Genomic DNA, 23010 nt, shown 5'->3' on the forward strand with positions numbered 1-23010 from the left:
CAACTTCATGGACGAATGAGTTGCATACGAACGCATGAGATAACTACGTTGAACCAATGAGTTCAAATGATGATGATCGTCTGGACCCACGGCTGCTGGGGATCATCGGCGTGATCCTGCTCGGCGGGCTGCTGGGCATCCTCAACAGCACGATGGCCGCCGTCGCAGTCGACACCCTGGCCGGGGCCTTCGACACCTCCCTCAGCACGATCGGCTGGACGTCCACCGGGTTCCTGCTGGCGGTGACCGCCACCATCCCATTCACCACCTGGGCCGTCGACCGGTTCGGCGGCAAGCGGCTGTGGCTGACGGGGCTGGCGCTGTTCCTCGCCGGGGCGCTCGGGGCCGGGCTGGCCTGGAACGTCGGCGCCCTGATCGTGTTCCGCGTGCTGCAGGGGTTCGGGGCCGGGCTGCTGGACCCTCTCGTGCTCATCCTGCTGGCCCGCGCCGCCGGGCCGCGCCGGGCCGGGCGGGTGATGGGGCTGATGGGCGTGGTCCTGTCCATGGGGCCGGTGCTCGGGCCGATCGCGGGCGGCGCCGTGCTCGCCGGCCTCTCATGGCGGTGGATGTTCCTGCTCAGCGTGCCTGTCGGCCTCGTGGCGCTGCTGCTGGCCCTGCGGGCGATCCCCACCGACCCCAGCGAAGGGCCATCCTCCATGCGGCTGGACGTGGCCGGGCTGGCACTGCTCGGGCCGGGGTTCGCGGCCGTCGTCCTGGCTCTGTCACAGACGGCCGAGCAGGGCACGTTCACCGCCTGGCAGGCGCTGCTCCCGCTGGGCCTGGGCACGGTGCTGCTGCTCGCCTACGCCGTCCACGCGCTACGCGCAGGCCGTTCGGATGGTCGCACCCCGCCCCTGATCGACCTGCGGTTGTTTGCCAGCCGGAGCTTCAGCGCGAGCGTCACGATCATGGGACTCGGCGGACTGGCCCTCTTCGCCGCCCTCTTCGCCCTGCCCCTGTACTACCAGCAGGCCCACGGGCACGGCGTGCTCACCGCCGGGCTACTGATGGCGCCAATCGGGCTCGGCGGGGCGGTCGCCATGCCCCTGGCCGGGCGGCTGTCGGACCGCGTCGACGCCCGCGGGCTGGCCACCGGCGGCGCGATCGTGGCCGGGCTCAGCGCGCTGGCCTTCACCAAGATGGGTGCGGACACGCCGGTGATCTGGCCGGCGCTGGCGGCGTTCACCATCGGGCTGGGCAGCGGGTGCTTCAGCGCCCCCTCGATGGGCTCCCTCTACCGGGCGCTGCCGCCGTCCATGGTGGCGCAGGGCAGCTCGGTGCTCTACATGCTCAACCAACTCGGCGCGGCGCTCGGCGTCGCCGTCGTCACGCTCATCCTCCAGACCGCCGGGGACGTGATAAGCGGATTCCACGGCATCTTCTGGCTCGTCGTGGCCGTGACCGTGATCATCCTCGCCGCCGTCCCGCTGCTGGCGGGCAGCCCCCGTGCGCGGGCCGTACCGGAAGAAGAGCTCGCGAGGACCCCATGAAGACGCTGATGCTCAGCGCGGGTACGGCGGTGCTCGCCAGGTGAGTGCTCTGCCGCCCGAGCGGCGGCAGAGCTATCCCTTGTAGTTGAAGATCTGGCGCAGCGTGTGCTGGACCTCCACCAGATCCTTCTGGTCCGCCATCACCTGGTCGATGGGCTTGTACGCCTCCGGGTGCTCGTCCACCAGCGCGGCGGCCCGGTTCGCGTTCCAGGTGCGGCCGCCCATCGCCTCGGTCAGGGAGGCCACGGACAGCTCCTTCTTCGCCTTGGTACGCGACATGCGTCGCCCCGCGCCGTGCGCGCAGGAGTTGTACGACTCGGGGTTACCGCGACCGCGCACGATGTACGACCGGGTGCCCATCGACCCCGGGATCACGCCCTCGTCACCGGTGTCGGCCTTGATGGCGCCCTTGCGGGTGATCCACAGGGTCTTCCCGTAGTGGCTTTCCTGCTGGGTAAAATTATGGTGGCAATTCCCGACAAGGATGTTGTCCTCCAGCGCGAAGGCGTGGCTGCCGTCCACCAAGGCGCAAAACACCTCCTCGACCCGGTCGGTCCCCTCGACCGCGGACACTGTCCAGCCCCGCCGTTCCACCGCACCGCGACCCGCCTCGAACCGCTCCCGGTGTTCCGGAATGAGGAAGAACGAAGGATCGAGGTCCCCGCGCATCAGCCCGAGCAGATAGAGCGAGGTCGGCTCGGTTCCATAGCCGACGCGCTTGCGCTCGCGAATCCCGTACGTTCCGACGCCGATCAGGTTGCAGATCACGCGCACCTGCTCCAGGTGCTCGCGGGATGCGGACGCAAGAGTGGGTCGGCCAGTCTTACCGACGTCGCCATCGGCGGCGAAGTATCCAGCCACCCAGCCGTACAGGTAGGAAGGTGGGCTGTCGAGGGATGGCGTGCTTGTCTTCCAATCGACGGGCAAACCGCTGATCACCTTCATGGTGTTGTACGTCCGCAGCGGTCTGCCGATGCCCTCGAAAAGACCCAGCAGGTGGAGATCCTTCTCGCCGCAGAAGATCGCACGGGACCTGTTGGGGGATGTCACCGAACCGTCGCCGAAGACGAAACCCCTGGCGGCGCCTCTCTTGTCCACGCCCATGCCGTCCGGCCTCTTGGCGAAGGTCCAAGCGAGCCGGTCGCCTGGCTTCAGCTGGGCCGTTGTCACTTCGGCGGGCCGCTTTCCCCAGTACCGCGTGCCGCCGCCGCTGTGCGTCCGGAGGAGCCACCGGTGCTCAGGGGTGGCGTAGATGACCTTCTCGACGCCGTTCCGCGACAGCCGTACGCGCATGAGCTTCTGACGACCGAAGGATCGGACCGGAGCCTTGACCCATTCGCCATCGGTGCTGAGCAACTCATGGACGCCACCGGCCAGTTCGGCTATAGGCCGCACGCCCCCACTCGTCATCACCCTGGTTTCGCCGGCAAAACAGTTGATCGTACGCACCCGCTGCCCCTTGCCGACGACCCGGAACAGGGCGTTGATCAGGACCCTGTCCATCCGGGCGCGCGAGGCCATGGCGTAGTGCTGGGCCCACAGCATGTCCTCGATGTACGCGGTGAACTCCGGCGTGCTCTGCACGAGGTACGCCAGGTCCGGGTCCTCCAGGCCGACGGCCTGCTGCCTCATCAGCTTCTTCGCGCCCGTGATGTGCATCTGGGCGAGCTGGTTGCCGATGCCGCGTGACCCCGAGTGCAGCACCGTCCAGACGTGGTCCCGCTCGTCGAGGCAGACCTCGACGAAGTGGTTGCCGGACCCGAGGGTGCCGAACTGGTCGCCTACCTTCTTGGCCTGCTTGGGGGTGAGGTCGGTGTGCGGGAGCCCGAGATCGCTGAGCGCGCGGTCCACGGCCGGGTCCTCGTGCCCCTTCCCGACGCCGGCGGGGATGCGGTGCTCCACCATCGGCATGAGGGCGGCAAGGGTGTCGGGCAGGTCCGCGGCCGTGAGCGACGTTTCTGTGGCCACCATGCCGCACCCGATGTCCACTCCGACGGCGGCGGGGATGATCGCGTTCTCGGTGGGGATCACCGAGCCGACCGTCGCACCGATGCCGACGTGGGCGTCGGGCATGAGAGCGACGTGGCCGGAGACGAACGGCAGGCGTGCGGTGCGAGCGGCCTGCATGATCGCGCCTTCGTCGATCTCGCTGGCCCACGACAGCAGGTTCGGTGCGGGCTGGTTCGGCATGGGATGAATCTCCTCACTGGTTCTTGATCAGTGTGGCGTGACCAGGAAGGAAATCGCATCCAGTTTATCGAACGGGGGTTTCACGGTCGGTTGTCCCGGGGGCGGCGGAGCAACTGTGTCAGCCGGAGCACCGCCAGTACGCTCAACGCCAGGTGCGCTGAGACGAGTGCGATCTGGTAGGCCCGCTGACCCGCCGTGAGCTCGGCCGCGTAGCCGCCGTCGTAGAACCCGGACATGAAGGCCAGCAGCCCGGCGATCCCCAGCAGGACCGCGGCCGGGACAGCGACGCCGCGGCGACGACGGGTGGCCCCGGCGACCAGAACGGTCAGCGCGACCATCATCGGGATGGGCGCGGACAGCCGCGCATGCGGGCCGAGCGCGTCCAGGAACGTCGGACTCAGCCCGGCGGACACCGACAGGAACGCGCCGGTGACGTCCATGATGAGCAGCAGCCCTACCCCGGCGAGCAGCGCCGGGTTGAGCGCCCGCCCGGTGGAGGCGGCGGTGGTGGGGACGGACATGGTTTCTCCTCTTCCTCGTCGGCTCACTCGAATATGCGAGGTCTGAGGGTCGGGCGTCATGAGCTTGCGGTCCCGGCCACGCCGGGTCTTCTCGTCCCGCGACGGCAGGACAGCGGTTGCAGTGGGTGCCGGCCGCCGCCGACCATGCTGTCGGACGATGAAACGACCCTGGCCACCCTTTGTGTGGCGCATCATTCCCCGGAATACATGCGGCTCAGGTCCACGAGCTCCACGTCTGCGCGCCCTCGCGCCGCCTCCGCCAAATCGGGGGTGAACCCGGAGCGTGCGAACAGCTCGCGATGATCCGATCGGCAATGACAGTCCCAGCCATGGGAGTTGCACCCACCATTGTGAACGCCGCTAGAGGAGCGGGCGTGTGGATCAGGCCTGGCTGCCGAGCCGGGCGTAGGCGGCGGGTGGCATGCCGACCGCGGCGGTGAAGTCGCGGGTCAAGTGAGCCTGGTCGGTGTAGCCGAGCTCGGCGGCCAGCGTGGCCAGGTCGAGGCCCTCGTAGATCCGCTCCGCGGCCTCGTGCAGCCGGAAGCGACGGATCACCCACTTGGGGCCGATGCCGACATAGTCCCGGAACAGGCGCTGCAGCGAGCGCACCGACCGCCCCGATCTGGCGGCCAGCTCGTCGACCCTGGTCACGGACACGTCGTTCTCCACCATCGCCACCAGCGCCGCGACCTCTTCCGCCAGCGGATCAGGATGTGGCCCCAGACTCAGCAGGAACGTCTCGGTGAGCGCGATGGCGGCCCGGGCGTCGGACTCGGCCAGGACCTGCTCGACCAGGGTCGTGCCCGCCGCGCCGTACATCTCGCCGATCTCCACGAAGCGGCCGGTCAGCTGGGACACCGGACCGCCGAGGAAGGGCCGGAAGCCGCCGGGGCGGAAGCGTGTGCCGAGCACGCGGCCGCTGTCCCGCATCGTGTAGGAGAACCCGCCCTTGATCACTCCCGCGATCTGGTGGAAGTCCTGGGTGATCGTCATGTTCACGGTGGGGTGCGAGACGATGCGCTGTTCGTACGGCTCGGAGAGGTCGGTCCACGTGACGACCCAGAAGTGCTCCACATACGCCGAAATCTCGGGCGATGGCGCCTGCCGGATGAAATCGAAGGCGTTGAGCCCTGCGTACGGGTTGACCCAGCCGCGCTGTCGCGTTTCTACAAGCCGCGCCTCGGGCGGGCGAGGCACGATGGCTGACATGGAAGACATGATGCCGCTGATGACGCGCGCCACCGAACGGACCGCGGGACTGGTGCGCGCCGTGCGGAAGGAGCAGCTCGGGTTGTCGACGCCATGCGCGAAGTTCGACGTCGAGGACCTGATCAACCACCTCGAGTGGGTGGCGGAGATGTTCGAGTCGCTGGGTCACAAGGGGCCGCGCGTCGAGCAGGGACCTTACGCGGGTGACTTCCCTGAGCGCGCTGAGCGCACGCTGGCCGCCTGGTCGCGGCCCGAGGCATGGGAGGGGACCAGTCCCGCCATGGGCCTGCCGATGAGCGTGCTGGGGCACATGTACCTCGTCGACATGGTCGTGCACGGCTGGGACCTGGCCAGAGCCACCGGTCAGGAGTACGAGCCGGACCCTGAGGCCGTCTCGCGGGCGCTGCGCTTCACCGACCAGATGGTGGAGATGGGCAGGCAGCGGGGCGCCTTCGGGCCGCCGGTGGCGGTGCCGGACGACGCCCCGCCGTTCGACCGCCTGCTCGGCGTCATCGGCCGGGATCCGGCCTGGACACCGTGATCTGCTCCAGTACCCAGAGGGGTCGTCCTCTGGGTACTGGAGCTCACTTCTAGCCGGTGAAGAAACGCCGCAGTTCCTGGGCCACCCGCTCGGGCCGCCCGCCGCGGTCGGCGTTCCAGGGTGCCCCGTGGCCCAGGCCGGCCAACTCCACTCGCCTGGCTCGGGGCAGCACGCGCTCCAGCGCTGTCAGTGACGCCTTCTGGTACGGGACGCTCTTGGAGCCGCCGAGCAGGAGGACTTCGGCGCGCATGGTGCGGAAGTCTTCCAGCCGTCCCTCCATCGCGATGAGTGCCCGGACGTCGTGTAACAGGGTCGGCGCCAGGTCCCGCATCGGCACGTACCCGCCGGATCCGTTGCGTTCCTCCCTGCGCATCCCTTGCTCGCTCGCCAACGCCAGCAGCCAGCGCGGCATCGCTCGGATGGCAGCCGGGCCCATCTGGGCGCCCTTCAGGGCGGTGACCAGGGCGTCGGCCGTCTTGCCTGCGGCGAGTTCGCGCTCGAACCTGGCCAGCCAGGCAGTGGGAGCGGTGAAGGCGCCGGGCTCGTAGACGGCGAGCTTGTCAATGGCGGGCAGCCCCAGCGCGGCCCGCAGGGCGATGGTGCCGCCGACGCTGAGGCCGAACAGGTAGCGGGCGCCGGTCTTGGTGATGACTGTCTCCAAGTCCGTCACGTCCTGCTGGATGTCGTGGCCAGGGCGGTAGGGCCCGCTCATGCCGCGGCCGCGACGGTCGGGCAGGTAGACGGTATAGGTGTCGGCCAGCGCCTGGGCCTGCTGGATGTGGTTGTAGGCCGATCCCATGCCGCCGTGGGAGATGACCAGGCCGGGACCGCGGCCCAACTGGTAGTAGCCGATGGGGGTGCCGTCGGCGGAGGTCACGGTTAATTCGTTGATCTTGTTACTCAAGGGGTTCTCCTTGGGATGGGAGACCCGCGTATCCTTCGGGTTGCAGCCTTCTCGCAGAAGGGGCCGCAGGTCTCGGTGGGAAGGTCCCTGGCGGGCTGTTGGCGCAGCCCGCCAGGGGTGTCAGGGAGTGGTGTCCGCGTGGTAGGTCCGCCAGGCGGCCAGGTCGGGGAACGAACCGGTGGTGAGCTCGCCGAGCAGGTCCTGGATCCAGGCCAGTTCCTTCTCACGCAGGGCCAGCTCGTACTCGTCCTCGATCAGGAACAGGCGAGGAGCTTTCCGGAGATGCTCTGAAAGCGTCTCCCGCTGGTCAGCGATCTGCTCCTGCAGCAGTTCCAGCCGTCGCTGGAGCAGGTTGATCACCTCCTCGGGGGTGAGGACGCCCAGCACCGACAGAGCGGCCTTGAACCTGGAGTGCTCCCGCTCCGGCGTGGAGATCAACTCGCGCTCCCAGTCCTGCAGTTCTTGACGGCCGGCCGCGGTGATCCGGTAGATCGTCCGCTCCGGCCGACCGCCCTGCCGTGTGCTCTCTACCGCCTCGATCAGCTCATGCCTGGCCAGGCTCTGTACGACCGAGTAGAACGATCCCCATTTGATCTTCATGTCCTGGTCCTTGCCGTGGGCGCGCAGGACCGAGGCCATCTCGTAGGGATGCATCGGCCGTTGTGTCAGCGCCGCGAGCACGGCGAGCGCCATCAGATTCCCGACCTTGCGCCGCTTTGCCATACCAACCTCGCATCCGATTATCCGAAAACGAATATACGCGATGGAGTTCTTGCCGCGCTATCGTCCCTGCAAAGAGGCATCCCCGGGATGGAGGCGACTTCTGTGGCATGGCGGCGTTCACCCGGAAGGACGGACCTCCGGCAGGGGGTATGGAGGCCTGCCGGGGAACGTGCTGGAGGACAGCCGCCGCGCTCCGGAGAGGCGGGTGCGCCGAAAGGCGCCTGAAAGCGGAACAGCCTGAGCCCCGAGCGCGAAGCGCCTCTTTGCGAAGCCTTTTTTGCTCGGGGCGGGGTCCAGCAGGCTCACCACCCAGATTGGGTTCGACCCACCTGCTACTTGGCGTTGGCCTTGAGGTAGTCGGAGTTCATGCGGGCGATCGTGTCCAGCGGGATGCCCTTCGGGCACACCGCCGTGCACTCGCCCGTGTTCGTGCAGCCGCCGAACCCCTCCGTGTCCATCTGGTCCACCATGGCCTTGGTGCGGGACAGGCGTTCCGGCTGGCCCTGGGGCAGGAGGCTCAGGTGGGTGATCTTGGCGGCGGTGAAGAGGGAGGCCGAGCCGTTGGGGCAGGCCGCCACGCACGCGCCGCAGCCGATGCACGTGGCCGCGTCGAAGGCCGCGTCCGCGTCCTCCTTGCGTACGGGGACGCTGTGGGCGTCAGGGGCCGAGCCGGCCGGGACCGAGACGAAGCCGCCCGCCTGGATGATCCTGTCGAAGGCGCTGCGGTCCACGACCAGGTCCTTGACGACCGGGAAGGGGGCCGCGCGCCACGGCTCGATGGTGATCTCGGCGCCGTCCTCGAAGTGGCGCATGTGGAGCTGGCACGTCGTCGTGGCGCGCTGCTCCCCGTGTGCGACGCCGTTGATGACCATGCCGCACATGCCGCAGATGCCCTCGCGGCAGTCGTGGTCGAAGGCGATCGGGTCGTCGCCCTCCAGGATGAGGTGCTCGTTCAGGACGTCCAGCATCTCCAGGAAGGACATGTCCGGGGAGATGTCCTCCACCCGGTACGTCACCATCCGGCCAGAATCGGCAGGACCGCTCTGACGCCAGACCTTAAGGGTCAGGTTCACTTGTAGCTCCGCTGGGTCATCTTGACGTACTCGTACTCGAGCTCTTCCTTGTGCAGCACCGGCCCGTCCGAGGAGAACTCCCAGGCCGACACGTGCGCGAAGTTCTCGTCGTCGCGCAGCGCCTCGCCGTCGGCGTCCTGGGACTCGGCGCGGAAGTGGCCGCCGCAGGACTCCGTGCGGACCAGGGCGTCCAGGCACATGAGCTCGGCCAGGTCGAAGAAGTCGGCGACACGTCCGGCCCGCTCCAGCACCTGGTTGAGCTCCTCGGCGGTCCCGCTCACCTTGACGTTGCGCCAGAACTCCTCGCGCAGTTCGGGGATGCGCTCCAGCGCCTTGCGCAGCGACTCCTCCGTGCGCTCCATGCCGCAGTAGTCCCACATGAGCTTGCCCAGCTCACGGTGGAAGGAGTCAGGGGTACGGTCGCCGTTCACGGACAGCAGCCGGTCGATCTTCGAGCGGACCTTGATCTCGGCCTCCGCCACGGCCTCCTCGTCCACGTCACCGAACGGCCCGGCGGCCAGGTAGTCGCCGATGGTGGTCGGAAGCACGAAATATCCGTCGGCCAGGCCCTGCATCAGGGCCGAGGCGCCGAGGCGGTTCGCGCCGTGGTCGGAGAAGTTGGCCTCACCGATGACGAAGAGCCCCGGGATCGTCGACTGCAGGTCGTAGTCCACCCACAGCCCGCCCATCGTGTAGTGGACGGCCGGGTAGATGCGCATCGGCACGTCGTACGGGTTCTCGCCCGTGATGCGCTCGTACATCTCGAACAGGTTGCCGTACTTCTTCTCCACGGCGTCGCGCCCGAGACGGTTGATGGCGTCGCGGAAGTCCAGGTACACGCCCAGACCGCCGGGGCCGACGCCGCGGCCCTCGTCGCAGACGTTCTTGGCGGCACGGGAGGCGATGTCCCGGGGGACCAGGTTGCCGAAGGCCGGGTAGATCCGCTCCAGGTAGTAGTCGCGCTCGTCCTCCGGGATGTCCCCGGGGGCCCGCGTGTCGTTCTTGCGCAGCGGCACCCACACGCGGCCGTCGTTGCGCAGCGACTCCGACATCAGCGTCAGCTTCGACTGGTAGTCGCCGGAGACGGGGATGCAGGTCGGGTGGATCTGCGTGTAGCAGGGGTTGGCGAAGTACGCGCCGCGCTCGTGCGCCCGCCAGATCGCCGTCGTGTTGCAACCCTTGGCGTTCGTGGACAGGAAGAACACGTTGCCGTAGCCGCCCGTGGCCAGCACCACGGCGTCGGCCACGTGGCGCTCGATCTCGCCGGTCACCATGTCACGCACGATGACGCCGCGCGCCCGCCCGTCGGAGATGATCAGGTCGAGCATCTCGTGCCGCGTGTACATGGTCACGGTCCCGGCCGCGACCTGCCGCTCGAGCGCCTGGTACGCGCCCAGCAGCAGCTGCTGCCCCGTCTGGCCGCGGGCGTAGAACGTACGGGAGACCTGGGCGCCGCCGAACGAGCGGGTGTCGAGCAGGCCTCCGTACTCGCGGGCGAAGGGCACCCCCTGCGCCACGGCCTGGTCGATGATGTTCACCGACACCTGGGCGAGGCGGTAGACGTTCGACTCGCGGGCGCGGAAGTCGCCGCCCTTCACCGTGTCGTAGAACAGGCGGTAAATGCTGTCGCCGTCGCCGCGGTAGTTCTTCGCGGCGTTGATCCCGCCCTGTGCGGCGATGGAGTGGGCGCGGCGCGGCGAGTCCTGGTAGCAGAACGACTTGACGTTGTAGCCCAGCTCACCCAGCGTCGCCGCGGCCGAGCCGCCCGCCAGCCCGGTGCCGACCACGATCACGTTGAGCTTGCGCTTGTTGGCCGGGTTGACCAGCTTCGCACTGAACTTCCGCTTCTCCCACCGCTCCTCGATGGGCCCGGAAGGAGCCTTGGTGTCCCGGATCTCCGGGCCTTCCGAAAACTTCATCACTTCACAACTCCGAACGTGATCGCGAGCGGCGGCAGGAGGAAGCCGACGACCAGCACAGCGGACACCAGCCCCGCGCTGAGGCGGAGAGCCTTGTTACGCGTGCGGTTGGCCCAGCCCAGGGTCTGGAAGGCGCTCCAGATGCCGTGCCGCAGGTGCAGGCCGACCATGACGACGGCCACCAGGTAGATCAGGGTCACCCACCACCGGGACGCGTCGAAGCCGGCGATCATCCGGTCGGCGGGGGCGGAGTCGTACCCCTTGGGGTTCACGACTCCGAAGGTCAGGTCGAGGAGGTGCCAGATGACGAAGAGCAGGATCGTGATGCCGCCGAACCGCATGATGTGCGTGGCGTAGCCGTTCGCCTGCGACTTCTTGGCGACGTACTTGACCGGCCTGGCGTGGTGGGCACGGCGGGACAGCGAGATCGCGGCCCACATGTGCAGGACGACCGACGCGACGAGCACGACCTCGAGCAGGGTCAGCACCGTCCGATAGGGCGCGATCGGCTCCAGGAGCGTGCGCAGCGCGTGGGCGTACTCGTTGAACGAGTCCTTGCCCAGGAAGATCTTGAGGTTGCCCAACATGTGGAGGACGAGGAACAGCACCATCACGGCCCCCGTGACGGCCATGACGACTTTCTTGCCGGTCGACGAGCGCAGGAACCCGGCGGGCCTCCTGCTCGTTGGAGCCTTCTTGGGAGCTGGAACAGGCGCGGTGGCTGCGCCGCGCTCTATCGTGGCAGTCACATCTTCAAAAGCTAGGTATCCAGCAATGATCCGTCCAAGTCATGACGGGTCTGGTTTCGATAGCCTGCGGCTATGATGCTTGGTTTGTACGTCCCCGTACGCCGAGGACACCACCGCGGTGCGAGGAAAATCACATGCAGTTGCAGCAGCTCGCGTACTTCGTCGCCGTCGCGGAGGCCAGGCACTTCACCCAGGCCGCCGAGCGCATGCGGGTCGCGCAGCCGTCGCTCAGCAAGCAGATCAAGGCCCTGGAGGCCGATCTCGGCGCCCCGCTGTTCTCCCGGGCGCGGGGCAACGTCACGCTGACCCCGGCCGGGGAGGCCCTGCTGCCGCTCGCCCGCCGGATCCTCGCCGACGCCGACACCGCCAGGCAGGAGGTGGCCCAGCTCGCCGGGCTGCGCAGGGGCCGCGTGCGGCTCGGGGCCACGCCCTCGCTCTGCGCCGGGCTGCTGGCCGACGCGCTGGCCCGCTTCCATCGCGCGTACCCGGGCATCGAGCTGCTGGTGGAGGAGGGCGGCTCGCGTGACCTCGTCAGGGCGCTGGCCCGGGGGCAGCTCGACATGTCGCTGATCATCATGCCGCTGCAGAGCGACGACCCCTCGCTGGTGACCGAGGAGATCCTGCGGGAGAACCTCGTGGTGGCCTCCCCCTCCCACGAGCCGCCGAAGGGCCCGTACATGGAGATCGAAGCACTGCGCAGGCGCCAGATGGTGATGTTCAGGCGCGGCTACGACCTGCGGGAGGCCACGCTGGCGGCGTGCCGGCAGGCGGGGTTCGAGCCCAGGTTCGCGGTGCAGGGCGGGGAGATGGACGCCGTGCTGAGGTTCGTGGAGGCGGGGCTGGGCGTGGCCGTGGTGCCCTCGATGGTGCTCGACGGCCGCCCCGGACTCGCGGGCACGCCGCTCGCGCCGCCCGGGCTCAGCCGTACGATCGCGCTGGCCCACCGGAAGGACGTCGAGCCGACCAGGGCCGCACAGGCGTTCAGGGAGACCCTGCTGTCGTTCGTCGTGGAAGCCGGTCACGAGGGCACGCTTCCGCAAGGGGTGGAGCTCATCGCAGAATGAACATCGACAGCCCGACTCCCTGGTGAGGCGTTTTGACGGCAAATCTTTCAGAAACGCTGACGCTGCTCCTCATCGAAGACGATGACGGCGACGCCTTCCTCGTGGAGGAGCTGCTCAAGCAGGCCGACGCGCCGCCGAAGATCTTCTGGGCGCGCAGCCTGGAGGAGGCCAAGGCCAAGCTGACGCCCAAGATCCAGTGCGTGCTGGTCGATCTCTCGCTGCCCGACGCGCACGGCCTCGAGGCGCTGGAAGCGGTGCTGGCGCTGGCGCCGCACACCGCCGTGCTGGTGCTCACCGGGCTCAGGGACGCGCACGTGGGCGTCGCCGCCGTGCAGGCCGGCGCGCAGGACTACCTGGTCAAGGGGGACATCGACGCGCGGCTGCTGGCCAGGGCGATCAGGTACGCGATGGAGCGCAAGCGCGCCGACCTGGCGCAGCTCAGGCTCGTGCAGGCGGAGCTGACCGCCGCCGAGAACTCCAGGCTGGAGAGCGCCCTGCTCCCCGACGCCCTGCTGCACACCCAGGCGATCGAGCACGTCACCCGCTACCTGCCCGGCAGCGGCGGGACGCTGGCCGGCGACTTCTTCGACACAGTGCAGACCCCTGACGGCTCGGTGCACGTGGTGGTCGGCGACGTCTGCGGGCACGGCCCCGACGAGGCCGCGCTCGGCGTGGCGCTGCGCATCGCCTGGCGCACGCTCGTGCTCGCCGGCCAGACGGACGACACGCTGCTGCGCACGCTCGACGCCCTGCTGCGTGCCGAGCGCAAGGCTCCTGAGATCTTCACCACTCTGTGCATGGCCACGATCGCCCCTGACCTGCGGCACGCCAGGATGCGCGTGGTCGGGCACCCGCCGCCCGTGCTCGTGCGTGACGGCGTCGTTCAGGTGGTGGAGGGCGCGCCCTCCGGCCCGCCGCTCGGGATCTTCGCGGACGCCGAGTGGTCGATGATCGACGTGGCTCTGGGCGAAGAGTGGTCGATGATGCTCTACACCGACGGCCTCATCGAGGCTACCGTGGGCGAACGCGACGAACTGCTCGGCGTCGAGGGCCTGCTCGACCTCGTACGCGAGCACGGCGCCATCGACCTCGACCGGCTCATCACCAGGGTGGGCACGCTGAGCGACGACCTCGCCGTGGTGCTGGTCCGGAGGAGGAGACAATGAGCATCCACCCGCTGCCTCCCCCCAAGGAGCCGACCGGACTGGGCAGGTTGCCCGTGGCCCGCTGGTTCCTGGTCATGGGCCTGGTGGCCGGCGTCGTGCTGCTGGCCGGGATCGTGATCGCGATGATGATGAGCTCGCGCGCCCGCGCGCTGGCGAAGGCGCCCGCCGTCGAGGCGCAGCTCGACCAGCTCAACGTGACGCTGATCGTGCTCTTCGCGGTGATGCTCGCGTTCGTCGCGGCGCTGGCGTTCATCATCCGGTACGCCGTGCTGAAGCCCGTCGACCAGCTCACCCAGCAGGTGCGCAAGGTGGCCGCCGGCGACTTCGACCACACCCTGCACGTCGACAGGCCGGCCGAGCTGGCCGAGCTGTCCAGCCACGTCGACTCCATGCGCCGCCGCATCGTGTCGGCCTGGCGGGTGGCCGCCGATCAGGCGGAGGAGCTGCGCAGGTCCAACGGGGAGCTGGAGCAGTTCGCCTACGTGGCCAGCCACGACCTCCAAGAGCCGCTGCGCAAGGTCGCCAGCTTCACGCAGATGCTGGAGCAGCGCTACGGCGACCAGCTCGACGACCGGGCCAAGCAGTACATCCACTACGCCGTCGACGGCGCCAAGCGCATGCAGCTGCTGATCAACGACCTGCTCGACTTCTCCAGAGTCGGCCGGGTCACCGGCGACAAGACCGCGATCGACTCGGACGCGGCCCTCGACACGGCGCTGGAGAACCTGTCGGCCACGATCGAGGACACCGAGGCCACCGTCACCAGGGACGAGCTGCCCAAGGTCAGGGCCAACCGGCTCCAGCTCGCCCAGCTGTTCCAGAACCTGATCGAGAACGCCATCAAGTTCCGCTCCGAGGAGCCCCCGCGCATCCACATCGGGGTGAGCAGGTCCGGCGACATGTGGGAGTTCAGCTGCTCGGACAACGGCATCGGGGTCGAGCCGAAGTACGCTGACCGCATCTTCCTGATATTCCAGCGGCTCCACCCGCGCGACGTCTATCCGGGCACTGGCATCGGGCTGGCGCTGTGCCGCAAGATCGTCGAGTACCACGGCGGACAGGTCTGGCTCGACGGCGGTGCCGAGGGCCAGGGTGCGACTTTCCGCTGGACGTTGCCTGCGGCTGGAGACGACGATGAATGACTGGCGCCCGATCGAAGTGCTCCTGGTGGAGGACGACCAGGGCGACATCCTCCTCACCAAGGAGGCCTTCGACTTCAACAAGGTGCGAAACCGGCTCAACGTGGTCAACGACGGCGAACAGGCGATGGCGTACCTGCGCAACGAGGACGGCTACGCGGACGCGCCACGCCCCGACCTCATCCTGCTCGACCTCAACCTGCCCAGGATGAGCGGCATGGAGGTGCTGGCGGAGGTCAAGGCGGACGCCACGTTGCGGACGATCCCGGTGGTGATCCTGACCACCTCCGAGGCGGAGGAGGACATCTTGCACAGCTACCGGCTGCACGCCAATGCGTATGTGTCCAAACCGGTCGACTTTGAGCAATTTATCCGGGTTGTCCGGCAAATCGATGATTTTTTCGTGACAGTGGTTAAGTTGCCCGCCCCGGGGCAACGCTCCTGACGGGCTACGTGACAGGAATCACAGCAAGTCATCGAAATTGTGAGTGACCCCGCTCACAATTTCCCATGCTGTCGTCGTAACGTATCCCCCACCAACGCGCGCCTGAGCGGTTACCGCCCGCGCGCCCAGCTAAACGAAACCACGGACCCCATGCGCGACGGGTCCGCGGGAGGTGGAGAGGTCCGCGATGACCCAGACGACGCCCGAAGCCCCTGTCAGAAGGCAGCGAGCGCAAGTCAAGGTGCGCACTCTGCGCACGGACAGATGGTGGCTGGTCCCGCTACTGACATTCCTCGGGCTCAGCTCGTTCCTTGTCTATGGCGTGTGGGCGATCATCGATAACAGCTATTTCGTCGATCCCTACATAGCACCGTTCGCCTCGCCGTGCCTGGCGACGTCGTGTCCCGAGGGGGCGCGGTTGTTCGGCTTGGCACCGTTCGGCGACTGGTACGCCCTGCCGCCGGGACTGCTGATCCTCGGCCTGCCGGGCGGGTTCCGGCTCACCTGCTACTACTACCGCAAGTCCTACTATCGCTCGTTCTGGCTGTCACCGCCGGCGTGCGCCGTGCAGGAGCCGCACGGCAAGTACACCGGTGAGCGGCGCTTCCCGCTGATCCTCCAGAACATCCACAGGTACTTCTTCTACGCGGCCATCGTGGTCGGCCTGATCCTGGCCTACGACGCCGTCCTGGCGCTCGTCCACAAGCCGATCGGCCTGGGCACCTGGGTTCTGATCGTCAACGCGATCCTGATCAACGCCTACACGCTGTCGTGCCACTCCTGCAGGCACATCACGGCGGGCAGGCTCAACCACTTCTCCCGTCACCCGCTGCGCTACCGGGCCTGGACGTTCGTCTCCAAGCTCAACGCCAAGCACCAACCCCTCGCGTGGGCCTCGATGTTCTCCGTCATGGGCGCCGACCTGTATGTCCGCCTGGTGGCCAAGGGCATCATCGCCTTCCCGTACGCGTAAGGACCAGCTTCAGTGGAAAACTCGCTTAACACAGAGCGTCACGAATACGACGTCGTCGTCATCGGCGCGGGCGGCGCCGGCCTGCGGGCCGCGATCGAGGCCCGCCAGCAGGGCAAGCGGACGGCGATCGTGTGCAAGTCGCTGTTCGGCAAGGCCCACACGGTCATGGCCGAGGGCGGCGCGGCCGCCGCGATGGGCAACGTCAACCCCGACGACAACTGGATGGTGCACTTCCGTGACACCATGCGGGGCGGCAAGTTCCTCAACAACTGGCGGATGGCCGAACTGCACGCCAAGGAGGCGCCCGACCGCGTCTGGGAGCTGGAGGCCTGGGGCGCGCTGTTCGACCGCACCAAGGACGGCAAGATCAGTCAGCGGAACTTCGGCGGGCACGAGTACCCGCGGCTCGCACACGTGGGCGACCGTACCGGCCTGGAGCTGATCCGCACGCTGCAGCAGCGCGTTGTCGCGCTCCAGCAGGAGGACTACGAGAAGCACGGCGACTACGAGGCCTACATCAAGGTCTTCGCCGAGTGCACGGTCACGCGGCTGCTCAAGGACGGCGACCGGATCTCCGGCGCGTTCGGCTACTGGCGCGAGTCCGGAAATTTCGTGCTCTTTGACGCCCCGGCCGTGGTCCTGGCCACCGGCGGCATCGGCAAGTCGTACGTCGTCACGTCCAACTCGTGGGAGTACACCGGCGACGGCCACGCCCTGGCCCTGCTCGCCGGCGCCAACCTGATCAACATGGAGTTCATCCAGTTCCACCCCACCGGGATGGTCTGGCCGCCGTCCGTGCGCGGCATCCTCGTCACCGAGTCCGTGCGCGGTGACGGCGGCGTGCTGCGCAACTCCGAGGGCAAGCGCTTCATGTTCGACTACATCCCGGACGTGTTCAAGGACAAGTACGCCACCACGGAAGAAGAGGGCGACCGCTGGTACACCGACCAGGCCAACAACCGGCGCCCGCCGGAGCTGCTGCCGCGTGACGAGGTGGCCCGCGCGATCAACGCCGAGGTGAAGGCCGGTCGCGGCTCACCGCAGGGCGGCGTCTTCCTCGACGTCTCGACGCGACTGCCCGCCGAGGAGATCAAGAAGCGCCTGCCGTCGATGCACCACCAGTTCAAGGAGCTGGCCGACGTCGACATCACCGCCGAGCCCATGCAGGTGGGCCCGACCTGCCACTACATCATGGGTGGCGTCGAGGTGGACGCCGACACCGGCGCCGCCGCCGTCCCGGGGCTGTTCGCGGCGGGCGAGGTGTCCGGCGGCATGCACGGCTCCAACCGGCTGGGCGGCAACTCGCTGTCCGACCTGCTGGTGTTCGGGCGCCGGGCGGGCGCGGGCGCGGCGGCGTACGTCGACTCGCTCGAGGCCAGGCCCAAGATCTCCTCCGAGCTCGTGGAGGAGGCCCGCGAGGAGGCGACGGCGCCGCTGGGGCGCGACGGCGAGAACCCGTACGAGGTCCACCACGAGCTCCAGCGGACGATGAACGACCTGGTGGGCATCATCCGCAAGGCCGAGGAGGTCTCCGAGGCGCTCCAGGTCGTGGAGAAGCTCAGGGAGCGCGTGCGGGTGGTCGGAGCGGCCGGCTCCCGCATCTACAACCCCGGCTGGCACCTCGCGATCGACCTGCGCAACATGGTGCTGGTCTCGGAGTGCGTGGCGCGCGCCGCGCTGCTGCGCGAGGAGAGCCGCGGGGGGCACACCCGCGACGACTTCCCCGGGATGAACCCGGAATGGCGCCGTAAGCTGCTCGTCTGCTCCACCGAGGACGGCTCCACGGTCAAGGTCGAGGAGAAGCTCCAGCAGTCCATGCGCGACGACCTGATCACCCTGTTCGACAGGGACGAGCTGAAGAAGTACCTCACCGAGGAAGAGATGGCCGAGTTCGACGGGATTTCGAAATGAGCTACAAGGCGAAGTTCAAGGTCTGGCGCGGTGAGGGCGGTGAGGGCAAGCTCGAGGACTTCACCGTGGAGGTGAACGAGGGCGAGGTCGTCCTCGACATCATCCACCGGCTGCAGGCCACCCAGGCGCCCGATCTGGCGGTGCGCTGGAACTGCAAGGCGGGCAAGTGCGGCTCGTGCAGCATGGAGATCAACGGCAAGCCGCGGCTGGGCTGTATGACCCGGATGTCCACCTTCGAAGAGGACGAGACCATCACGGTCACGCCGATGCGGACGTTCCCGGTCATCAAGGACCTCGTCACGGACGTCTCCTTCAACTACCAGAAGGCCAGGGAAGTCCCGTCCTTCACGCCGCCGGCCGGCGTCCGGCCCGGCGAGTACCGGATGCAGCAGGTCGATGTCGAGCGGTCCCAGGAGTTCCGCAAGTGCATCGAGTGCTTCATGTGCAACAACGTCTGCCACGTGATCCGCGACCACGAGGAGAACAAGGCCAACTTCTCCGGCCCCCGGTTCCTCATGAGGATCGCCGAGCTGGACATGCACCCGTACGACGTGGCGGACCGGCAGGAGGCGGCGCAGGACCAGCACGGGCTCGGCTACTGCAACATCACCAAGTGCTGCACCGAGGTCTGTCCCGAGCACATCAAGATCACGGACAACGCGCTGATCCCGATGAAGGAGCGCGTCGTGGACCGGAAGTACGACCCGCTGGTGTGGCTCGGCAACAAGATCTTCAAGCGCGCCAAGTAGGCACGCACGAATGAGGGGGGCTGGATTTCCAGCCCCCCTTCGTTTACTTCTTACGGCCCCAGCGCCTGCGCTTGGGGTCGGGCATCTCCTTGGTGGGCTCCGGACGCCCCTCCTGGACCTGGTCCTCTGGAGCCTGCTCCTGCTGCGCCTGTGGCAGCGGCTGGATGGCGGTCACGTCCGCGTCGGGTGCCAGGTAGGGCGGCGGCTCGTACTCCTGCTGCCGGGACGCGGGCGGCTCGAACAGGGACTGGCCCTGCCACGGCTCCGAGTCGCCGGACTCCGCCGCCGAGGCCGGCCCGAGCGGGCGCTCCTGACCGGCGTCCTCGTAGAGACCGGCGCCGCCCGCCGGGATGTCCGCCGGCGGCGCCGGCGGGACCACGGGCTCGAACGGGTCGCGGAACTCCTTGGGCTTGGGCGGCTCGTGGTTGTAGGAGTCGAACTCGTCCGGGTGCAGCACCACGGGCTCGGCCGCGGCCTCCTGCGTGTAGGCCTGCGGCGGGTACGAGGGCTCCTCGTAGACGGGGACATGCCCAGCCGGATACGTCTGCACGGGCACGAAGCTGATGATCGGCGCGTACGCCGTGCCACCCGGGTAGCCGGGCGCGGGGAAGCCCGCCGTGGCGTAGTAACCGGGTCCGGCGGGGTAGCCGGCGCCCGGAGCGCCCGGAGGCATGTCCGGGCCTCCCGCCTGCGGCCCCGCCTTGCGTACGGCCGCCGCGTGGGCCATTCTGCGCAGCCGCCCCTCGAAGATCAGGACGGCGAAGAGCGCCAGCAGGACCAGCACCAGCGCCGGGATGCTGAGCTTCTGCGCCAGCGACTTCTGGTCGAACTCCGGCGCCGCGTTACGCAGCTCCAGCGGAACCGCCTCGGAGGAGGCGGGCTGCGTGTCGCTCGGCGTCGGGGTGGAGGTGGCCGTCGTCTCGACCGGCGCGATCGACGGCATGTCGACGGACGCCTCGGGGGTGGTCGGCGCGGCGCTCGTCTCAGGCACCTCGACGCTCTGCGTGGGCAGAGGCTGGAGGTTCTGCGTGGGAGTGCTCTGCGCGGTGGTCGCCGGGGCCTGCGTGGTCTTCTTCGGCGTGGGAGTCTTGCTGGCCTTCGTCGGAGTCGAGGTGACGGTCTTGGTGATCGTCGTCTCCGGCTGCTCAGGCTCCGGCGAGCCCGCCGTCTCCGTAACCGTCACAGTGGTCTCCGGCGTGGTGTCACACAGCTCGCCGGCGTCACAGGGATCCACAGGCTGGTACGCCGACACGGAGGCGCTCGCGCTCTGCATGATGAACGGGGTCACGCCTGCGCCGGTCAGACCCAGCGCAAGGACGATAGCGGACACGGCCGTCGCTCGCGTGCGTGCCACCGGTGCCCTCCGCGCATTCCCGGAACCTTGGTCAAGGGAATACTAGTCGGGTCAAAGTAACAGTAAAGCCGGGATTAACCTACGTTTTGCGTTTTCGTCGCCTTTGCACCGTGCCAATCAGCCACAGAGCGCCCAGCAGCGTTCCGATGCCCGCCCCGACGAACGGCAGCCCCCCTGCGCCGTCCAACGGACTCACCCACCTGACAGGCTTGGCCCGCTTCCGCGCCACGGCCACCTCCCACGGCCACGGCACCACCCCCTGCGCCGCCTCCGCACTGAGCGAGGGCAACCCGGGGATCATGGGAAGGGCTGGCATGGATCGCCGCTGCGCGCCGATGCCAGGCCTCTGCACACCCGCCTTGACACGGGCCCTGACGATCTCGTGCCGGTTCGCCCCGGGCCCCGGGCTCCGGGCAGGGCCAGGCGCTTCCGGCCGGGCTCCGGGCGCCGGCCCGTCTCCCGAGGCGGGGCGCATCCCGGCCGCCGCCACGAGCACCATCTCCTTCGCCCTCGCGGGAGCGGTGTGCGTCACGTCGGCCATCCCGTTCACCCGCACCCCGAACCGCTGGACGTCCCCCGTCCTGATCCACTTCCCCGGCCCGTGCACGTGCTCGAGCACTGGTGACAGCCGATTCGCCGCCACGGGTACGGATGTCACCCCCAGGATCAGTGCCCCCGCAATGATCCAGCCACGCCGCATCACTCCCAACTCCCCCGTTGCGACACATGTCACCCGTAGTAGTCATTGTGTCACCCAGAGGAACAATTTAATCCCGCGGAAGCAGGAGATTTTCCACAGTCTTCATGACAGGCAGATCCGCGCCCAACCACTCGACGGCGTAGTACTCGCCGGGCCCCAGCCACCGCAGCGCCAGATGTTCCCGAGCCTCGGGCACGCCGGAGGCCAGGGAGCACAGCCAGACGCGCAGCACGTACCCGTCGGAAAGGGGCCAGTCTCCGCCCACCTGCGCGCCCACCGCGATCTCCACGCCGAGCTCCTCGCGGCACTCCCGGACCAGCGCCGCCGTCTCGCTCTCGCCGGGATCCACCTTCCCGCCGGGGAACTCCCAGCCGCCGGCGAGCGCGGCGGGCTCCGCGCGCTGGGCGGCGAGCACCTGCGCGCCCGGGCCGACGATCACCGCGGCCACCACGACCGTGTCGAATGCGTTCACAAGGAAGAATTCTGCAGCTTCTTGAGCTGCTCGAGCACGTCGGGGTTCAGCAGGGGACGGGTGAAGCCCACGCGGTTGTCACGCGCCTGATAGCTCGTGACCTTGATCGGCCCGCACAGCCGGCACCTGGCCTCCAGCATCTTGCCCTTCGACACGACCAGCCCCACATGGCCGGGGTGGTCGGGGGCCGTTCCCGGACCGGCGTTGAAGAACACCAGGTCGCCCGGCTGCTCCTGGCCGTCTAAAACCTTCATCCCGAACGGCCACTGCAGGAACGTCGTACGCGGGATCGTCAGCCCCGCCTCCCGGTAGGCGGCATAGATCACGCCCGAGCAGTCGAAGGCATCGGGCCCGGTCCCGCCCCAGAGGTACGGCTTGCCGCGCTGCGCGAGCGCGAACTCGAGGATCTTGGCCACGATGTCGTTGGGCGCGGCCTCCACCAGCGGCTCGTCGCACTCGTCCGAGGCCTGCGGCGGCACCTTGACGTCGCCCGACTTGGCGTACTTCTTGGCGATCTCCACGACCTGGTCGACGTACCACCAGGCCCGGTTGTAGACGAACAGCGCCTGCCGCACGTTCTCGGGCGCCCCGTTGTGCTTGAGCATCCTGGCCGCGCCCAGGATGGCGTCGGCCGGGTTGTAGATGTCGCCCACGCCGTCACCGTCGCCGTCGGAGGCGTACCCGGTGAACTTCGACGACATCGGGACCCTGGCCTTGCCGCCCCACGTGGAGATCAGGAACTGCATCGGCCCGGCCGCGCCCGCGTAGTTCGTGCCGCTCTTGACGCCGGGCAGGTTGGAGCGGCCGTGGTCGGTCTCGCGCTTGCCCACCGCGGCCAGGATGTTCCACTGGACGCCGATCTTCTTGCCGTACTCCTTGTACAGCTCCAGGTATTTGGGAGGAATGTCGGACGAGCCCGAGTCGGACACCTCCTCGACCTGCTTGCTGTCGTTGCAGTCGGAGGAGGTGCCGCCGTCGCTGAGGAACGACGGCATCGAGATCAGCAGCATCGGCGACACGATGACCGCCACGAGGAGCAGCAGCCCGGCGCCGCCGATCAGCAGGGCGAGCCGGGCCCGTGAGAGCTTCACCCCGAGGTGTCCCCCTCCTGGCCCTCCGCGGAAGGCCGGATGTCGAAGATCCGCCAGTCGTCCCCTAGCTGGCTCACCGTGACCGCGTACTCCTCCGAGAGCTGCTTGTCGCCGCTCCTCGCGGCGACCTGCCTGGTCGCGGTGACCACGAAGACGATGGAGGCCTTCTCGATCTGCCTGATCTCCTTCAGCCTGGCCGTGGCCGTGGAGACGATCTGGTCGTTGCGGTTCTGCTCGATCGTGCCCGCCGAAGTGACGGTCCTGGTCAGCTCGTTGCCGAACTCAGGCGTCGTGAACGCCTTCACGCGGGCCGCGTACGCCGCCGGGTCCTCGTCGTACCTGAAGGTGCCGTACGCGGCGGTGAACCGTTCGGCCACGTCCGCCGCCGCGGCGAGCTGCTCCTTCTTCATCGGCAGGTACGAGTAGACGTCGAACGGCGCGCCGCTCGCGGTCGCCAGCGGCGTGTTCGACACGGGAGGCGCGCCGGCCACCCGGGTCGGCTCCTGGTGGGGCTCGGCCGGGTCGTCCCCCGAGTCGGGCCACATCGTCAGGTAGATGCCGACCGCGGCGATGACCACGACGATGGCGGCGAAGGCCACCCCTCGCCTGTCACCTCGCTCCGCCATG

The 23010-nt window shown here is 68.4% G+C and carries 22 protein-coding genes; 9 read left to right on the forward strand and 13 right to left on the reverse strand.

Features of this window, described 5'->3' with window-relative positions; genetic code table 11:
* Positions 1-56 precede the first annotated feature (56 nt).
* The gene (locus ACQPWU_RS52380) at positions 57-1490 is read left to right on the forward strand and encodes a DHA2 family efflux MFS transporter permease subunit (RefSeq protein ID WP_433434333.1); all 1434 of its coding nucleotides are present in this window, start codon (positions 57-59) and stop codon (positions 1488-1490) included.
* A gap of 72 nt (positions 1491-1562) precedes the next feature.
* Here ACQPWU_RS52380 and ACQPWU_RS52385 read toward each other — a convergent pair whose 3' ends face one another.
* The 3 genes from ACQPWU_RS52385 to ACQPWU_RS52395 form a co-directional block, all read right to left on the reverse strand.
* Entirely contained in the window at positions 1563-3680 is a 2118-nt protein-coding gene (locus ACQPWU_RS52385; protein ID WP_433434335.1) for an RtcB family protein, read from the reverse strand.
* Positions 3681-3760: 80 nt separating this feature from the next.
* Positions 3761-4201, reverse strand: a complete 441-nt coding sequence (locus ACQPWU_RS52390; protein WP_433434337.1) for a hypothetical protein — start codon at positions 4199-4201, stop codon at positions 3761-3763.
* A gap of 381 nt (positions 4202-4582) precedes the next feature.
* Positions 4583-5410 (reverse strand): AraC family transcriptional regulator, encoded by an 828-nt coding sequence (locus tag ACQPWU_RS52395; RefSeq protein WP_433434339.1) that lies wholly within the window; start codon positions 5408-5410, stop codon positions 4583-4585.
* Between ACQPWU_RS52395 and ACQPWU_RS52400 the strand changes: the two genes are divergently transcribed.
* Entirely contained in the window at positions 5409-5951 is a 543-nt protein-coding gene (locus ACQPWU_RS52400; protein ID WP_433434341.1) for a TIGR03086 family metal-binding protein, read from the forward strand. The genes ACQPWU_RS52395 and ACQPWU_RS52400 overlap by 2 nt on opposite strands.
* A gap of 49 nt (positions 5952-6000) precedes the next feature.
* On the opposite strand, the gene ACQPWU_RS52405 is transcribed toward ACQPWU_RS52400, so the two are convergent.
* From ACQPWU_RS52405 to ACQPWU_RS52425, 5 genes are all read right to left on the reverse strand, one after another.
* Positions 6001-6855, reverse strand: coding sequence for an alpha/beta fold hydrolase (locus ACQPWU_RS52405; RefSeq protein WP_433434342.1), 855 nt, complete (start codon positions 6853-6855; stop codon positions 6001-6003).
* A 120-nt stretch (positions 6856-6975) separates the two neighbouring features.
* Complete coding sequence (locus ACQPWU_RS52410; RefSeq protein ID WP_433434344.1) at positions 6976-7578, reverse strand: PadR family transcriptional regulator; 603 nt, start codon at positions 7576-7578, stop codon at positions 6976-6978.
* A gap of 332 nt (positions 7579-7910) precedes the next feature.
* On the reverse strand, positions 7911-8651 hold the full coding sequence (locus tag ACQPWU_RS52415) for a succinate dehydrogenase/fumarate reductase iron-sulfur subunit (RefSeq protein WP_433434346.1): 741 nt from the start codon (positions 8649-8651) through the stop codon (positions 7911-7913).
* Positions 8648-10570 carry a fumarate reductase/succinate dehydrogenase flavoprotein subunit gene (locus ACQPWU_RS52420; RefSeq protein ID WP_433434348.1) on the reverse strand — a complete coding sequence of 641 codons (1923 nt, stop codon included), beginning with the start codon at positions 10568-10570 and terminating at the stop codon, positions 8648-8650. The genes ACQPWU_RS52415 and ACQPWU_RS52420 overlap by 4 nt, the downstream gene beginning before the upstream one ends.
* Positions 10570-11319 carry a succinate dehydrogenase cytochrome b subunit gene (locus ACQPWU_RS52425; RefSeq protein WP_433434350.1) on the reverse strand — a complete coding sequence of 250 codons (750 nt, stop codon included), beginning with the start codon at positions 11317-11319 and terminating at the stop codon, positions 10570-10572. Before ACQPWU_RS52425 ends, ACQPWU_RS52420 begins: the two co-directional genes overlap by 1 nt.
* Positions 11320-11453: 134 nt before the next feature.
* Between ACQPWU_RS52425 and ACQPWU_RS52430 the strand changes: the two genes are divergently transcribed.
* From ACQPWU_RS52430 to ACQPWU_RS52460, 7 genes are all read left to right on the forward strand, one after another.
* Positions 11454-12383 carry a LysR family transcriptional regulator gene (locus ACQPWU_RS52430; protein ID WP_433434351.1) on the forward strand — a complete coding sequence of 310 codons (930 nt, stop codon included), beginning with the start codon at positions 11454-11456 and terminating at the stop codon, positions 12381-12383.
* 32 nt (positions 12384-12415) lie between these two features.
* Entirely contained in the window at positions 12416-13549 is a 1134-nt protein-coding gene (locus ACQPWU_RS52435; protein WP_433434353.1) for a PP2C family protein-serine/threonine phosphatase, read from the forward strand.
* Complete coding sequence (locus tag ACQPWU_RS52440) at positions 13546-14691, forward strand: sensor histidine kinase (protein ID WP_433434355.1); 1146 nt, start codon at positions 13546-13548, stop codon at positions 14689-14691. The genes ACQPWU_RS52435 and ACQPWU_RS52440 overlap by 4 nt, the downstream gene beginning before the upstream one ends.
* Positions 14684-15133, forward strand: coding sequence for a response regulator (locus tag ACQPWU_RS52445; RefSeq protein WP_433434357.1), 450 nt, complete (start codon positions 14684-14686; stop codon positions 15131-15133). The genes ACQPWU_RS52440 and ACQPWU_RS52445 overlap by 8 nt, the downstream gene beginning before the upstream one ends.
* 187 nt (positions 15134-15320) lie before the next feature.
* Positions 15321-16106 carry a hypothetical protein gene (locus tag ACQPWU_RS52450; protein ID WP_433434359.1) on the forward strand — a complete coding sequence of 262 codons (786 nt, stop codon included), beginning with the start codon at positions 15321-15323 and terminating at the stop codon, positions 16104-16106.
* Between the two features lie 12 nt (positions 16107-16118).
* Positions 16119-18017, forward strand: coding sequence for a fumarate reductase/succinate dehydrogenase flavoprotein subunit (locus ACQPWU_RS52455; protein ID WP_360697691.1), 1899 nt, complete (start codon positions 16119-16121; stop codon positions 18015-18017).
* Positions 18014-18766: a succinate dehydrogenase/fumarate reductase iron-sulfur subunit gene (locus tag ACQPWU_RS52460; protein ID WP_185068527.1), complete on the forward strand. Its 753-nt coding sequence runs from the start codon at positions 18014-18016 to the stop codon at positions 18764-18766. The genes ACQPWU_RS52455 and ACQPWU_RS52460 overlap by 4 nt, the downstream gene beginning before the upstream one ends.
* Positions 18767-18809: 43 nt before the next feature.
* On the opposite strand, the gene ACQPWU_RS52465 is transcribed toward ACQPWU_RS52460, so the two are convergent.
* From ACQPWU_RS52465 to ACQPWU_RS52485, 5 genes are all read right to left on the reverse strand, one after another.
* Positions 18810-20120, reverse strand: coding sequence for a hypothetical protein (locus ACQPWU_RS52465; protein WP_433434361.1), 1311 nt, complete (start codon positions 20118-20120; stop codon positions 18810-18812).
* A gap of 79 nt (positions 20121-20199) precedes the next feature.
* Entirely contained in the window at positions 20200-20820 is a 621-nt protein-coding gene (locus tag ACQPWU_RS52470; RefSeq protein WP_433434363.1) for a hypothetical protein, read from the reverse strand.
* A gap of 67 nt (positions 20821-20887) precedes the next feature.
* Positions 20888-21292, reverse strand: a complete 405-nt coding sequence (locus ACQPWU_RS52475; protein WP_433434365.1) for a (deoxy)nucleoside triphosphate pyrophosphohydrolase — start codon at positions 21290-21292, stop codon at positions 20888-20890.
* Positions 21289-22383: an NlpC/P60 family protein gene (locus ACQPWU_RS52480; protein ID WP_433434367.1), complete on the reverse strand. Its 1095-nt coding sequence runs from the start codon at positions 22381-22383 to the stop codon at positions 21289-21291. The genes ACQPWU_RS52475 and ACQPWU_RS52480 overlap by 4 nt, the downstream gene beginning before the upstream one ends.
* Positions 22380-23009, reverse strand: coding sequence for a hypothetical protein (locus ACQPWU_RS52485; RefSeq protein WP_433434369.1), 630 nt, complete (start codon positions 23007-23009; stop codon positions 22380-22382). The genes ACQPWU_RS52480 and ACQPWU_RS52485 overlap by 4 nt, the downstream gene beginning before the upstream one ends.
* Position 23010 lies beyond the last annotated feature (1 nt).

Source organism: Nonomuraea sp. CA-141351, from assembly GCF_050944675.1.
Lineage (GTDB): Bacteria > Actinomycetota > Actinomycetes > Streptosporangiales > Streptosporangiaceae > Nonomuraea.

Bases quoted from the DNA above. Each gene is read 5' to 3' on its own strand.
- ACQPWU_RS52380 (WP_433434333.1), top strand. From the start codon at position 57: ATGAGTTCAAATGATGATGATCGTCTGGACCCACGGCTGCTGGGGATC.
- ACQPWU_RS52385 (WP_433434335.1), bottom strand. From the start codon at position 3,680: ATGCCGAACCAGCCCGCACCGAACCTGCTGTCGTGGGCCAGCGAGATC.
- ACQPWU_RS52390 (WP_433434337.1), bottom strand. From the start codon at position 4,201: ATGTCCGTCCCCACCACCGCCGCCTCCACCGGGCGGGCGCTCAACCCG.
- ACQPWU_RS52400 (WP_433434341.1), top strand. From the start codon at position 5,409: ATGGAAGACATGATGCCGCTGATGACGCGCGCCACCGAACGGACCGCG.
- ACQPWU_RS52395 (WP_433434339.1), bottom strand. From the start codon at position 5,410: ATGTCAGCCATCGTGCCTCGCCCGCCCGAGGCGCGGCTTGTAGAAACG.
- ACQPWU_RS52410 (WP_433434344.1), bottom strand. From the start codon at position 7,578: ATGGCAAAGCGGCGCAAGGTCGGGAATCTGATGGCGCTCGCCGTGCTC.
- ACQPWU_RS52420 (WP_433434348.1), bottom strand. From the start codon at position 10,570: ATGAAGTTTTCGGAAGGCCCGGAGATCCGGGACACCAAGGCTCCTTCC.
- ACQPWU_RS52430 (WP_433434351.1), top strand. From the start codon at position 11,454: ATGCAGTTGCAGCAGCTCGCGTACTTCGTCGCCGTCGCGGAGGCCAGG.
- ACQPWU_RS52440 (WP_433434355.1), top strand. From the start codon at position 13,546: ATGAGCATCCACCCGCTGCCTCCCCCCAAGGAGCCGACCGGACTGGGC.
- ACQPWU_RS52445 (WP_433434357.1), top strand. From the start codon at position 14,684: ATGAATGACTGGCGCCCGATCGAAGTGCTCCTGGTGGAGGACGACCAG.
- ACQPWU_RS52450 (WP_433434359.1), top strand. From the start codon at position 15,321: ATGACCCAGACGACGCCCGAAGCCCCTGTCAGAAGGCAGCGAGCGCAA.
- ACQPWU_RS52460 (WP_185068527.1), top strand. From the start codon at position 18,014: ATGAGCTACAAGGCGAAGTTCAAGGTCTGGCGCGGTGAGGGCGGTGAG.
- ACQPWU_RS52470 (WP_433434363.1), bottom strand. From the start codon at position 20,820: ATGCGGCGTGGCTGGATCATTGCGGGGGCACTGATCCTGGGGGTGACA.
- ACQPWU_RS52485 (WP_433434369.1), bottom strand. From the start codon at position 23,009: ATGGCGGAGCGAGGTGACAGGCGAGGGGTGGCCTTCGCCGCCATCGTC.